Consider the following 13,103-nt stretch of genomic DNA (forward strand, 5'->3'; position numbering starts at 1 on the left):
CTCTCAACTCATCCTCATCCCCGCGCGTCTACTTTCGCTTGACGCTCCTTCGGCACATCTGAGCCAGGTCGTCGAACAGGGAGTCCATGACCAGGCGGATGGGCGACATGCCGGTGATCTGCTGAGACGCGGTGACGGTTCGTTCCAGCATGGGAGCCAGCAGGTCGACTCCGGGGCGAATTCCCAGCCGCTCGGTCAGCGGGTCAGACATTTCTCCCGCGGCGAGATTTTTCAGTCGTGTCCGAATCGCGTCGGCGACGAACTTCAGCAGCCACTGAGCGTTCTGGCGCTGTTCAGGAACTCCCGACGAGATCTGTTCGATGCCGCTGGTGACCTGCGCGGCTGTTTCCAGCGGCTTCATTCGATCCAGCAGCGCCAGTTGTTCGGCCACGGCAGTTCGCAGTTGGCGAAGTTCCGGGCTGAGCAATTGCCGGGCGGTTTCCAGGCTGCCTTCGGAAAGTGATGCGACCGCCGTGGCTTCGTCATCGGACTCCACGCTGCCTTCCGCCAGCAAAATGTCGGTGACGTCCGGCTGTGGCAGGGGGAAGAACCGGACAAGCTGGCAACGCGACCGAATTGTCGGCAGCAGAGCATCCGGATCGTCGCAAATCAGAAGAATCAGCGCCTGCGCCGGCGGTTCTTCCAGAGTCTTCAGCAGTGCGTTGGAGGTCGCGGCGTTCATGCGGCTGGCGTCGTTGATGACGGCCACTCGACGGTCGGAAGCCTGCGGCGCCATCGCCAGTTCAAAACACAACCCTTCGCGTCCGCGCTTGTCGTCGTCTCCGACCATCTGCGACATGACGATTTCGTTTTTGCCGCTCAGCAGACTCAGTTCGTGGTAGTCAGGCCACGCATTGTGTTCGAATGCCCGGCAGGCTCGGCAGTCGCCGCAGACGTCCAGTTCTTCGATGTCGTGATTGCGGCAGAAAACGGATTTTGCGAGCAGTCGGGCAAACTGCCGCTTGCCGATTCCTTCCGGCCCGGCCAGCACATACGCGTGAGACAGCCGGCCGCGCTGCAGCGATCGGCGGAAGAGTTCCCTCTGTTCCGCGTGTCCCCGAAGTTGTCGCCAGTCGGTCAGCATGGCGGCAGAGTAGCGATTCGTTCCGGGAATTGGCAACGACGTGGTCGGCGCCAAGAAGTGCTTGACGCGTCCTGGTGCTTTCTAGGTTCTGGCCACCGCTCACCCGCGTGGGCATTGCGAGTCGATTTGAACCATGAAAGCTGAGTCCGAATGTCTGACCTGATTGCTCCACACGGCGGCCTACTGAGCCTGCTGCTGCACCCGTTTGCAGTCCACTCGACGATTTTCCCACGAAGCTGTCCTTCTGCCGAAAGTCCCGGTTTCCGCGGCTGATCTTTCCACCGCCTATCGATCAACCATGATGAACGTCAGGGAACGTCGGAACCGGTCCGATAATCCGCAGCGCGCAGTGGAACCAGGTACTGGAAAACGCGACGGTCGATTCCGGCGGAAAGCATGCAAACGAACTGACTCCGCTGGCATTTCCGCCTGTGACGTCGTCCGCTCGTCACCCAGCGCAAAAAGAAGGTCTCACTGGCCAAACTGGAAGGTCAGATCGTCGCGACCGTGAAGTCTGCAGCGACACCCATCCCTCGGGACAAGATGGTGGATACCAGAACGCTACCCGCGGCACGGAACGCACCGATCATCCCGGGCGCGGACATGGTGCCTGAAGAACGATGAGAAAATATCTTTTCACCCGCTGGGAGGAACCATCCGTTCGCTGCCACAGTCGAAGAACCCGGACTTTGCGCTTGCCGTCCTTGACATCCGCGTAGGTTCGAGCCAAACTGGCCAAACCGGATGGAACGTCGTCGTTGCGTTCCAGACTGCGATCCACGCCGCAACGCGTTCCACGAATACGCTCTGTGCCGCTCTGGAGGAACTGATTCGAGCCGGCAAAAACGCGGGAGCCGTGCTGAATCCGCTGATCGAAGAACCAAGGGCGACGACGTCAACGCCGCCGGCCCGCTGGATGAAAACGTACGAGAAGCCGATCGAAACCGCGATCATGAAGGTGACGTCCAGATACGCTCGTGGAGCCTCCGCGGCGAAAGCGTCCCGGATCGCGTGTTGCTGCTGGGTCTGGACATCAAGATGTTCTATGGCGGCCCGAAGGAAGGCGTCATGCACGGCATCTACCGCCAGAACATGGGCTACACTCACATTGTCATCGGTCGTAAACACGCCGACGCGCCGTATCACGACGGCACGGCGATCTGGGGCGACTTCGACGCTCAGGAAATCTTCAACAACCTGAACGGTGACCTGAAGATCAAACCGATCAACGTCGGATTCGCCGCCTACTATGAATCCCTCGGCCGCGTCGATCTGATGTCCAATCACACCGACGAAAAGCCCGTGTTCATTTCCGGCAAGGACGTGCGAGCGACACTGCTGAAAGGCGAACTTGTCGACCCGCGCATCATGCGCGAAAGCACGTCCAGCATTCTGGCAGCCGCGATGAAACAGGCCTGACGGAAGCCGGTCAGCGAACAGCGTCACCGCAGTTGGCTGCTCGGGCCGCTTCCAGAAACGCCTTCACTTTCTCAGGTGACTTTTTTCCGGGGGACGTCTCGACACCACTTGCCGTGTCGACTCCCCACGGGCGGACTTCGGTGATCGCCGATTCGACATTCTCCGGTGTCAGGCCGCCTGCCAGAATCAGCGGCGGCCAGTTTTCCCTGAATGACTGTCTCAGCAGGTTCGCGTCGACTCGTTTTCCGGTACCTCCGAATTCTCCGGCAACGAAGGCGTCCACCAGAATCGCGTCCGGAACGACTCCCCTGTCCGCAAGCTGTTCCAGGTGGCGATCGACGGTCTGCGAACCGTCGCTGTCAACGCGGATGGCCCGAATCAGCCTGGTCCCCGGCAGCCGATTCTGAACCGCGGCGATCAAATCCGGTGGTTCGTCGCCGTGGAACTGAACTCCCGTCAGTCCGACATCGCCGACAACGCGGCAGATCTCGTCCGCGGAAGAATTCACAAACACGCCGATCACTTCGGCTCGGTCACCGACCCCGCGACGAATCCGCGCCGCGCGGGAGGCATCCACGAATCGTCTGGATCCGGGAAAGAAGTTCAGTCCAACGGCATCCGCTCCGGCATCGCAGGCGACCGCAGCGTCTTCCGGATTCGTAATGCCGCAGATTTTGATCCACATGGCTGCTTCAGTGTCGGTTGGTTCAATGAACGATGGCTGGCGGATGATAATACCGTAGTGTCTGACTTGGATGGTTTCTAATTGAACGCCACTCGGGCTCGGGCGCATGTTCCGGCGCATCAGGAGCACAGCGAAGTTTTCTCAAGTGCACGCAGGCCCGGCAGGCCGAAACTTCGCAGGCGCCGGCGTGAGCCACCGAATTGAATGTAATCACCACTCGAAAGCAACGGATCATGTTCACGCGGATAGCGATTCCCATGAACAATCTCGACTCGTTTCGAAGCAAATCGCGAATCGCCGGAGCTGACGATCAGTTTGGCGTGCGGTTTGATTCCGCGATAGAATTCATTTCGTACGTTGCCGTACCTGCCCTTTGCGCCTTTCGGTAAGCGAAAGGGTTTTGAGTCACGAGCAATCGCACGTTGACGTCGGTCGCAAGCAGACCTTGCTGCGGCTTTGTGATGCCGGTCGGTGGCTGGCGCGGAGGCATTCATGCGGTACGTGATTGCAGTCATTCTCTTCACGCTCGCGCCGGCAACTGCGTATGCCGACGAAATCCTGCGAGTGGCGTCATTCAACATCAATTGGGGAAACGTCGACCTGGCCGACATCGCAAGGGCGATTGGTGATTCCGATGCTGATGTGGTCTGTCTTCAGGAATCAACACCCGAGTCCGAAGGCTTCCTGTCTCGACAGTTTGCGCAAAAATATCCGCACATGAGTTTCGATGGAGACGCCCGGAAGTTTGCGGCAGGCCGTTTTGGATTCTTGTCCAGACATCGTCTCTCCGACAGTCGGTTCATTCCCGCCGAACACGGACTGTTCGGGACATACATTGTGAACGTAAACCAGGGGGCTCAGAAGATTCAGGTGGTCAACGTCCACTTGAGCCCTTTTCGCGTCCCTCGCGACGCCTCAGTCCCACAGGTTCTTGGCTGGTTAACCGCCGTCGAAGCCGAGCACGCGAAGGAAATCGAAGTTATCGCCGGCGTGATTGACCCCGGTGCACCGACGGTTGTCTGCGGTGACTTCAACAGCATCTCAACGCTATCGGCTCCGAGCCGGCTGCGCGAACTTGGTTTGACGGACAGTTTTTCCGCCGTCACAGAGAATGCCGATGCGCACCCGACGTGGCGCTGGCCTGTGGGAAGAACCCACATCCAGTTCAGAATCGACTATGTGTTCTGCACAGATCATTTCGAATCGCTCTCGTCCAGGATCGTACCAACCACCGGGTCAGACCATTCACTTCTCGTCACCGAATTGCGCCACGCCGGTGTGCAGGACAACTAACCGGCCGGAACCTGGTTCTCGCAATGCGCGGGAAACATCGTAACCGCACCTTTGAGCAATGCAGCACGGAGCGGTGAGCAAAGCGATGACGATACCGCATTTTTCGATTGATCGGCCAGCGGATTGTTCGTCGGCACCGTGATCGCCTCCTTCGTTCCCGCGGCAGTTCGAGAAACTGATGAGCTCTGTCCGTTGCCGTGCGACATCGATCGCCTGCCCATTGACCTTACGGAGAATTCAGGCCTGCCAGTGTCAGCGGTTCGAGTCCTGCACTGGGCGCCGAGTTAACCGGACGCGTCATCCCGATCGTCGCGGCCGATTCGCAGTGAGTGTCCGTGTGCGAGTCAGATGGTGGTCGAGATGAAGCCGCCGTCGACCACAATGTTCTGGCCGGTCACGAACGATGATGCCCTGTGAGCCGCCAGCCAGACGACCGCTCCGGACAGTTCTTCCGGTTTGCCGAAGCGGGCCATCGGGGTATGTCCGATGATCTGACCGCCGCGTTCGGTGTAGCTGCCGTCGTCGTTGAACAGCAGTGCCCGGTTTTGTTCCGCGGGAAAGAAGCCGGGACTGATGGCGTTCACGCGGACGCCCTTCGTCGCCCATTCACGGGCCAGAAACTGCGTGAAGTTGATGACGGCGGCCTTCGCGGCGGAGTACGCCACGACTCGCGACAGCGGAACCATGCCGGCCATCGATGCGATGTTGATGATGCTGCCGCGCTGATTGGCGACCATCGTTTCGCCGAACACCTGAGCCGGCAGCAGTGCTCCGCCGACAAGGTTCAGATCGAAAACTTCGTTCCACGCGTCGGTGGACAATTTGCAGAAGTCACTTCCGGGAGGCAGCGTGGCTCCCGGACGATTGCCTCCCGCGGCGCTGACCAGGATGCTGACCGGGCCGAGTTGTTCGTTGACAGAATCCCGCGCGGCAGTCAGGGAGGAAACGTTCATCGCATCGGCCGAACAGAACATTGCTGTTCCGCCGACGTCTTCGATGGCTTTCACGCGAGCCGCTCCTCGTTCTTCATTGCGGCCCAGCACCGCCACTTTCGCTCCGAAGGCCGCCAGAGCATCCGCCATGCCGCCGCCAAGGACTCCCGTGCCCCCGATCACGACCGCTGTATCGCCCGACAAATCAAATAACTCATTCTTCATCGCAATGCCTTTGGAAGCTGGGAGCCATCCCGCTGCGAATTGCGGCGGCGGCCGGATACGCATGTTTCTGCAAGAGTTCCGAAGCGTAGTGGCTGACCGGCGCAGGGAACAGCGTCGGCCTCGCGGACACAACGATCGGATTGTCATCGAATGGCAGATCGTCGCCGGCAGAAATTGCCGTCCGGCGTCAGAACGATGCGGTTCGCGCAGAGCCGTGAGGATCCACCGGCGCTGCGGACGCACAGACTCGGGACACGCAACCGCAAAGTCTTCGTGTTCGCCACGGCTTGCCAGAGGGCGGTGTCCGTTTGAAACGCCTGATGCGACTGTGGCGCGTGTCGCTTTCGTGCGGCGTGTTTCTGTTCGTGCGATTCAACGGTCCGTGAAGTCGGCAGGGCAGCCTGTTCGATGCTGTTGAACGGAACGCTGCAATGCCATTTCGTTCCGACAACGCCTCTCACATTTCAGGGAAGACTTGCCGTGAGAAAACTGCTGCTGCTGCTGGCACTCTGCTGCCTGCCCTGTGCTGCGACCGGCTGCCAGTGCTGTTCGCTGACCGAACGTTACTGCGACCTGATCGACGACGTCGCATATCCGAACGTCTGTTGTGAACGCTGGTACCATTCCAAGCTGGACCTGACACGCATCAACATGCCGGACGGCATTCAGTGCTGTCCGGGCGGCGGATGCTGCAATTGCTGCCGCTGATGGAGTATGCGGGCGGTCCGCGGACGACCGCCGAAAAGCCGGCGCAATCCGCACATTCGTCTGTCGCCGTATCCTCCGAAATGCCGATGGAATCATCTCGGGGGGAGCATTCTGCCGCGACACCGGTTCCTGGTGTGCCGCAGACTGGCCACGGCAGATAACGCTGTTTCGAAAGGGCGTTCGAAGCAGTTACGGCAGCGTTCCTGGCACTGGAATGGCTGTGAAGACGGGCCGCCGCGGGGTGATTGGTTCTGCGCGCACGTTCGGGAGTTGACGGCGATATGCGGAAACGCGTTGTGAATCAGCGGCGACAGAGTGCGCGCCATCGATGGCAAACGGCGCTCGCCGGGCTGACGGTCGCGGTCCTGTTCGCGGGGCTTGCGCCTGGCGCTCACGCTCAGTCCAACATGCAGGAACTGGCGGAAAAGGTGGGTGTGCGAGTCCTGTCGGAAGGGCAATCCGGCGACGTTCACAAGGAAGCCGCTGTCCGCGCCATTCCGATGCGTGTGCTGAATGCCGCCGGACGAAAACGTGTCAACGATGTCCTGCGCGACTGTGCTCAGCACCGCAGCCTGCCGCACCTGCAGTACGTTGTCGAACCTGCGATGTACCGCTATCTGGTGGAACATCCGGACGTCGCCGTCAGCACGTGGCGAGCGATGGAGATTTCCCAGTTTGAAATGTGGCAGACCGGTCCCTACGAATACGAAGTGTCCGCCTCGGACGGATCGTTCGGGACCGCCGACGTGATCTACCGCGACGGCAGCCAGTGTCTATTCGTCTGCGAAGGAACGTACAACAGTCCGCTGCTGCCAAAGGCCATCAGTGCGTCCGCGCTGATCCTGCTGCGATACAACTTTGTGCGGGCCGCCGACGGTTCCGTTCTGGTCGATCAGACGATGGATGCGTTTGTGGCTCTTCCGGGCAACACGGCTCAAACCATCGCGAAACTCGCTTCGCCGCTGACCAATGTCATTATGGACCGGAATCTGTTCGAAGTGTCGCTGTATGCTCGCATGATGTCGAAGGCAGCCATGACCGAACCCGGCTGGGTCGAACAGCTTGCAGGGCAGTTGGACGGAGTTCTGCCGCAGCGCAGGGACGAATTGACCGCGCTGGTTCAGCGACCGGCGCCGCGCGGTGCCGCGTCGTCGTCAACAGCAGCGGCTGACGGAACTCGAAATACGGAAAACGGCGGTCCGCGGGATTCTGCGGAATTTCAGATCTTTGAATCGTCACTGTCGCGCATGAACGCGGCACTGCCCGTCGTACCGCTGCCTCAGCCAGCGCCTCCGCCGCAACGGAAACGCGTTAGCGCCAGAGCTGCAGCTCGTTCTGCTGCGAAGTCGGACGCTTCGCCGGAACCTGCGGGATCGCGACGTCGCGGTGTCGGCCTGACGGAACCTCTGTCAAAAGCACAGCCCTATCCGCCGCCGGCACCGATATCCGCCACGATTCCCGCACCTGCGGACGTTCGACGCGGTGACTCCGACGCCTTCCAACTGCAGGACGTCGTACCGCCCGTCCGGCAACCGGTGATGGAAACCGGTCCGGTCCGAAAGCAATAACCGTTCGGTCACGGCAACCTGGCGATCTGTGAAAATCGTGTTCTGGACAGTGGGCGACGCGGACTGATAAACTGCGATTCCCGCCTGACACTCTCCCACCCAGCCGCGATCATGCGAAGTTTCCGCCCGCTTTCATGCTGCATTCCCCGTCGTGCCTGTTTGACGGCTGGAGCCGCTTCCCTGTTGAGCAGCACCATTGGCGCTGTGAATGCGCCAGCTTTCGGCGCGGAGTCGCCGGTGGCGGGAATCAACGGGTTCGGCGGAGCCAAACGCTGCATCCTGCTGTTCATGTGGGGCGGGCCGAGTCAACTGGATACGTTTGACATGAAGCCGGATGCTCCCGCGGAAGTGCGCGGGGAGTTCCGTCCGGTGGCGACCGCGGTGCCCGGGTTGCAGATCTGTGAGCATTTTCGGAAGCTGCCCGCGCTGATGGACAGGCTGGCGGTCGTCAGGTCGCTGACCCACGACGATCCGGCCCATTTGTCGAGCGCTCATACGATCCTGACGGGGCATCTGCCGCCGGTCAATAAAAGCGACGCCGAGCCGCCCAGCGATCGCGATACGCCGCATCTGGGTTCTGTCCTGCAGCACTTCCGCACGGCTCCGAATTCGCTACCGGCTTTCGTCACCATGCCCTGGAAGGCTCTGCACCCGGCGGCTCCCGGAGGCGAAGCGCCGGGACAGACCGGCGGCTGGCTCGGTCATTCCGTGGACCCGCTGCTGGTGACCGGTGATCCTTCGCAGCCAGACTGGAAGGCTCCCGCGCTGAGCCTGATTGACGGAGTCGACACCGTGCGGCTGGATCATCGCCGACAATTGCTGCAGTCCATTCAGGCTCAGCAAAGCCGTCTGGAACGCATCGCTGCCACGACGGCGACGACGCAATATCAGACGGCGGCGTTTGATCTGCTAACCTCGCCGGCTGTACGTCAGGCGTTTGATCTGACGGCGGAATCCGACGCGACTCGCGACCGCTACGGACGCAACATTCACGGACAATGCGTTCTGCTCGGCCGGCGACTGCTGGAACACGGCGTGCCGATGGTGTCCGTCAACTGGCATCAGGATCACCGCAACTTCTGGGATACGCACGGCGACAATTTCAATCGACTGAAGAACGACCTGATTCCTCCGGCCGACGCCGCTCTGTCGTCGCTGCTAACGGACCTGCAGGATCGAAACATGCTGGACGACACGCTGGTTGCGTGGGTGGGCGAATTCGGTCGCCGGCCGCAGATCACCGCCGGAAACGCCGGACGTGAACATCATCCGTTTTGCTATTCCGGACTTCTGGCCGGCGCGGGAATCCGAGGCGGCAACGTCTACGGCCGCAGCGATGCCCGAGCGTACTACCCGGAAGAAAACCCGGTCAGTCCTCATGACTTCGCTGCGACGCTGCTGCATGCACTGGGAATCCCCCGCGACGCGATTCTGCCGGATCAGGTCGGCCGCCCGCATCGCCTGTACGCCGGCGAACCTCTGCTGCCGCTGTTCACGTGATGCTTCGGAAGCCCAGTGGGATCGCTTCAGGAATGAATCGCCCGCCCGTCGACGGACAGCGCGGCTTCTTTGATGGTTTCGGCCAGAGTCGGGTGGGCGTGGCAGCAGCGGGCGATGTCTTCGCTGCTGGCTCCAAATTCCATCGCCACCGCCGCTTCCGCGATCAGTTCTCCCGCGTGAGCCCCGATGATGTGAATTCCCAGAACGCGATCCGTCGCTTCATCGGCAAGGACCTTGACGAAACCTTCCGTGTGTCCTGATGCTCGCGCGCGTCCGTTCGCGGCGAACGAGAAACGGCCGCTGCGATACTTCACACCGCGTTCCTTCAAAGCGTCTTCCGTTTCGCCGACGCCCGCGATTTCCGGAGACGTGTAGATCACGGTCGGAATGACGTTGTAGTTAATGTGGCTGTGACCGGTCACCATGCGTTCGACGCAGGCGATGCCTTCTTCCTCCGCCTTGTGCGCCAGCATGGCTCCGCCGATCACGTCGCCAATCGCGTAGATGCCCGGAGCCGTCGTTTGATAGGACGAATTGACCCGAACGAATCCGCGGCGGTCGGTTTCGACGCCGACCGTTTCCAGCCCCAGATTGTCTGTGCAGGGATTGCGTCCCACTGCCACCAGAACTCGGTCGCATGAAATCGGTTCGCTGTTCTCGATCTCCACGGTGCAGTTGCGAGTCTTCGCTGTCACCGCCGTCACTTTCGTACCCAGCCGAAACGTCATTCCCTGATGCTGAAGAATCTTCTGCGCTTCCCGTGCCACCTGAGAATCAACGCCCGGCAGAATTCGCGGCAGGAATTCCAGCACCGTGACCTGCGACCCCAGTCGTCGCCAGACCGTGCCCAGTTCCAGTCCGATCACGCCGGCTCCGATCACCACCAGATGCTTCGGGACATCCGGCCATGCCAGCGCTTCGGTGCTGGTCCCGATCCGGTCACCGTCCGGGCGCATGGCCGGAAAGGAGCCTGCGACACTGCCCGTCGCGATCAGAATCTTCCTGGCAGCCAGCGTCGTGGAAGAATCGTTGCCGGTGACTTCCACGCTGCCGTCGTCGAGCAGCCGTCCGTGGCCGAGATGCCGATCGACCTTGTTCTTCTTCAGCAGCCCGTCGATGCCGCCGGCGAGCGTGGCGATGACGCTGTCCTTATGTTCCAGCATCTTTGCGATGTCCACGGACACATCGCCGGCAATGATGCCGCGTTCAGCGAAATTCCGGCAAGACTGCTCGTACAGTTCGCTGGTTTCCAGCAATGCCTTGCTGGGAATGCAGCCGATTCGAAGGCACGTGCCGCCAGGCTTTGCTTCTCGTTCGACGATGGCAACTTTCAGGCCCAACTGAGCGCCTCGAATGGCCGCAACATACCCGCCGGGCCCGGCTCCGATGACGATCAGGTCGTAGGACTTTGACATGGGGAGTTTTCAGTTGGCAGTTTTCAGTTGGCAGTTTTCAGTTGGCAGTTGGCAGTTGGCAGTTGGCGGTGTTTAGACATTCGAGGACGGAGGGGCCAGTGCATGTACGGGAAAGGTATTGCGATCGCGAAACCTCGTGACGGCACGTCGACAGCAGTCACTCAGCGCAGGCCACCGCCAACTGAGAACTGCCAACTGAATACTGAATACTGAATACTGAATACTGCCAACTGCCAACTAGAAACTCCCGCTCTCACACTTCCAGCACCAGGCGAGTGGGGTCTTCGATCAGTTCTTTGATTCGACGAAGAAACGACACGGCTTCGCGGCCATCCACGACTCGATGGTCGTATGTCAGAGCCACGTACATCATGGGCCGAATGACGACCTGTCCGTTTTCGGCGACGGGCCGGTCGACGATACCGTGCATTCCCAGGACGCCGCTTTGAGGTGGGTTGACGATCGGCGTGGACAGCAGTGATCCGTAGACACCGCCGTTGGTGATCGTGAACGTGCCGCCTTCCAGTTCTTCCAGTCCGATCTGGTTCTGTTTTGCACGGACGCCGAAATCAGCGACCGCTCGTTCGATTTCCGCGAAGCTGAGATTTTCGGCATTGCGCAGCACCGGCACGACAAGTCCCTTGCCGCCGCCGATCGCAATGCCGATGTCGCAATAGTTGTGATAAACCAACTGCTTGTCGCGCATCTGAGCGTTGATCTGCGGGTATTGCTGCAGAGCGTTCACGGCAGCCTTCACGAAGAATGACATGAAGCCGAGTTTCAGGCCGTACGTCTGCTCGAACGCTTCCCGGTATGTCGACCGCAGATTCTTGACGGCGGTCATGTCGATTTCGTTGAACGTTGTCAGCAGAGCGGCCGTTTGTTGTGCGGCGACCAGCCGCTGAGCGATCGTCTGCCGAATGGGGCTCAACGGCACCGTCCTGGTTTCGCGTGAACCGGCGGCCGCGGTGCCTCCGCCCTGCATGTGGCGAACGACGTCTTCCTTCAGCACTCTCCCGCCGGGGCCGGAGCCCGCTACGGAACCGGGCGAAATCCGGTTTTCGCTCATCAGCCGTTCGGCCGCAGGCATCACAGTCGCGGCAGACTTCGATCCGGCCGAAGACGGCACCGCGGCTGATTTCGCAGACGTTTCCGGAGTCGCTGGCGCATCGTTCGCAGGGCGATTCGGTTCGGCTGTTTTCGGAGCTTCAGACGGCGTGAGATATCCGATCACTTCGCCGATCTCGGCCGTTTCGCCCGCGGCTTTCACGATCTGGCTGACGATTCCGCCGACGGGAGCCGGAACGTCAAACGTCGCCTTATCCGTCTCCAGGCCAACCACGCCGGCGTCCGCCGCAACGTAGCTCCCCTTGCTGATGTACCACTCGCCGATGAAAACCTCGGAGATCGATTCGCCAACGGCCGGCACCCGAATTTCGACTTCTTCACCCTGCTGGACACTCATTCGCGTATCGCTTTCGTCGAACATCCCGGACCTGGTTCCGGGGAACGCCATTCTTCCCAGCGCGATCATAGCAGACGCTGACCGTGACAATCATTCAGGCGCCATTTTTCGACGTCATGCACCGGCTGGAATTCACCCGGTGGAGAATTGCGACTTCAATGTGCGCTATGTCTTAGGCGTGCGTCTGTGCGAGAACGCACACTGGTTCCGGTCGCGTTTTCTCACGCTTGCAGTTGCACGTGCGTTACGGAATTGGACGGTGGAAATTTCGGCGACCAGCCCATACTACACAGCCAGTCCTCCCGCACGCTGCCTGCAATTGCTCGCGCTGCGGACACTGATGAGACGCCGTCGTCCACCTTTCCTGAAAACGAAAGCACAGCAGTTCATGAAGAAGAACGAAGCGGTTACCAAGATCATGACGCCCAATCCGATCTCGATTTCCCGCAATGAACCGATTTCGGCAGCGCGGCGACTGCTTGAGGAAGAAGGCATCCATCATCTGCCGATCACCGATGGCGACAAGCTGGTCGGAATTCTGACGTCGAACGATTTCCTGCGAGTTTCGTTTGGAGAATTCGGCAACCAGGACGCCCGAAGTCTCGACGCGATTCTGGACCACACGTACAAGATTTCCGAAGTGATGAATCCAAATCCCGTGTCGGTCAAGAGCAGTCAGACGGTCCGGGACGCGGCCACGATTTTGTCCGAAAGCAGCTTTCATTCGCTGCCCGTTGTCGAAGGCGAAAAGCTGGTCGGAATTGTGACGTCCTCCGACCTGATCAAGTATCTGCTGGATCAGTATTGAA

At 60.3% G+C, this 13,103-nt stretch carries 11 protein-coding genes; 6 read left to right on the forward strand and 5 right to left on the reverse strand.

The features are described from left to right. Positions 1–28: 28 nt before the first annotated feature. Positions 29–1,084: a DNA polymerase III subunit gene (locus tag R3C19_07585; GenBank protein MEZ6060205.1), complete on the reverse strand. Its 1,056-nt coding sequence runs from the start codon at positions 1,082–1,084 to the stop codon at positions 29–31. A gap of 1,014 nt (positions 1,085–2,098) precedes the next feature. Here R3C19_07585 and R3C19_07590 point away from each other — a divergent pair. Beyond that, the gene (locus R3C19_07590) at positions 2,099–2,503 is read left to right on the forward strand and encodes a hypothetical protein (GenBank protein ID MEZ6060206.1); all 405 of its coding nucleotides are present in this window, start codon (positions 2,099–2,101) and stop codon (positions 2,501–2,503) included. Positions 2,504–2,513: 10 nt separating this feature from the next. On the opposite strand, the gene R3C19_07595 is transcribed toward R3C19_07590, so the two are convergent. Beyond that, positions 2,514–3,188, reverse strand: coding sequence for a phosphoribosylanthranilate isomerase (locus tag R3C19_07595; GenBank protein ID MEZ6060207.1), 675 nt, complete (start codon positions 3,186–3,188; stop codon positions 2,514–2,516). Between the two features lie 492 nt (positions 3,189–3,680). Between R3C19_07595 and R3C19_07600 the strand changes: the two genes are divergently transcribed. After that, on the forward strand, positions 3,681–4,481 hold the full coding sequence (locus R3C19_07600) for an endonuclease/exonuclease/phosphatase family protein (protein MEZ6060208.1): 801 nt from the start codon (positions 3,681–3,683) through the stop codon (positions 4,479–4,481). A 344-nt stretch (positions 4,482–4,825) separates the two neighbouring features. Here R3C19_07600 and R3C19_07605 read toward each other — a convergent pair whose 3' ends face one another. Continuing rightward, on the reverse strand, positions 4,826–5,638 hold the full coding sequence (locus R3C19_07605; protein ID MEZ6060209.1) for an SDR family oxidoreductase: 813 nt from the start codon (positions 5,636–5,638) through the stop codon (positions 4,826–4,828). 480 nt (positions 5,639–6,118) lie between these two features. Between R3C19_07605 and R3C19_07610 the strand changes: the two genes are divergently transcribed. The 3 genes from R3C19_07610 to R3C19_07620 all read left to right on the forward strand — a co-directional run bounded on the left by R3C19_07610 (position 6,119) and on the right by R3C19_07620 (position 9,414). Next, positions 6,119–6,346: a hypothetical protein gene (locus R3C19_07610; protein ID MEZ6060210.1), complete on the forward strand. Its 228-nt coding sequence runs from the start codon at positions 6,119–6,121 to the stop codon at positions 6,344–6,346. A gap of 281 nt (positions 6,347–6,627) precedes the next feature. Continuing rightward, on the forward strand, positions 6,628–7,914 hold the full coding sequence (locus R3C19_07615; protein MEZ6060211.1) for a hypothetical protein: 1,287 nt from the start codon (positions 6,628–6,630) through the stop codon (positions 7,912–7,914). 237 nt (positions 7,915–8,151) lie between these two features. After that, positions 8,152–9,414 (forward strand): DUF1501 domain-containing protein, encoded by a 1,263-nt coding sequence (locus R3C19_07620; protein MEZ6060212.1) that lies wholly within the window; start codon positions 8,152–8,154, stop codon positions 9,412–9,414. Positions 9,415–9,440: 26 nt separating this feature from the next. Here R3C19_07620 and lpdA read toward each other — a convergent pair whose 3' ends face one another. Both lpdA and odhB read right to left on the reverse strand, forming a co-directional pair. Further along, positions 9,441–10,829: a dihydrolipoyl dehydrogenase gene (lpdA, locus tag R3C19_07625; GenBank protein MEZ6060213.1), complete on the reverse strand. Its 1,389-nt coding sequence runs from the start codon at positions 10,827–10,829 to the stop codon at positions 9,441–9,443. 253 nt (positions 10,830–11,082) lie between these two features. Then, positions 11,083–12,318 carry a 2-oxoglutarate dehydrogenase complex dihydrolipoyllysine-residue succinyltransferase gene (odhB, locus tag R3C19_07630; protein MEZ6060214.1) on the reverse strand — a complete coding sequence of 412 codons (1,236 nt, stop codon included), beginning with the start codon at positions 12,316–12,318 and terminating at the stop codon, positions 11,083–11,085. Positions 12,319–12,682: 364 nt separating this feature from the next. Here odhB and R3C19_07635 point away from each other — a divergent pair, with 364 nt between their 5' ends. After that, a complete protein-coding gene (locus R3C19_07635; GenBank protein MEZ6060215.1) occupies positions 12,683–13,102 on the forward strand; it encodes a CBS domain-containing protein in 420 nt (139 codons plus the stop codon). Position 13,103 lies beyond the last annotated feature (1 nt).

The organism is Planctomycetaceae bacterium, assembly GCA_041398785.1.
Classification (GTDB): domain Bacteria; phylum Planctomycetota; class Planctomycetia; order Planctomycetales; family Planctomycetaceae; genus JAWKUA01.

Excerpts from the sequence above, each read along its gene's own strand:
- odhB (MEZ6060214.1), bottom strand. The coding sequence starts at position 12,318 with ATGTTCGACGAAAGCGATACGCGAATGAGTGTCCAGCAGGGTGAAGAA.
- R3C19_07605 (MEZ6060209.1), bottom strand. The coding sequence starts at position 5,638 with ATGAAGAATGAGTTATTTGATTTGTCGGGCGATACAGCGGTCGTGATC.
- R3C19_07635 (MEZ6060215.1), top strand. The coding sequence starts at position 12,683 with ATGAAGAAGAACGAAGCGGTTACCAAGATCATGACGCCCAATCCGATC.
- R3C19_07595 (MEZ6060207.1), bottom strand. The coding sequence starts at position 3,188 with ATGTGGATCAAAATCTGCGGCATTACGAATCCGGAAGACGCTGCGGTC.
- R3C19_07615 (MEZ6060211.1), top strand. The coding sequence starts at position 6,628 with ATGCGGAAACGCGTTGTGAATCAGCGGCGACAGAGTGCGCGCCATCGA.
- R3C19_07585 (MEZ6060205.1), bottom strand. The coding sequence starts at position 1,084 with ATGCTGACCGACTGGCGACAACTTCGGGGACACGCGGAACAGAGGGAA.
- lpdA (MEZ6060213.1), bottom strand. The coding sequence starts at position 10,829 with ATGTCAAAGTCCTACGACCTGATCGTCATCGGAGCCGGGCCCGGCGGG.
- R3C19_07600 (MEZ6060208.1), top strand. The coding sequence starts at position 3,681 with ATGCGGTACGTGATTGCAGTCATTCTCTTCACGCTCGCGCCGGCAACT.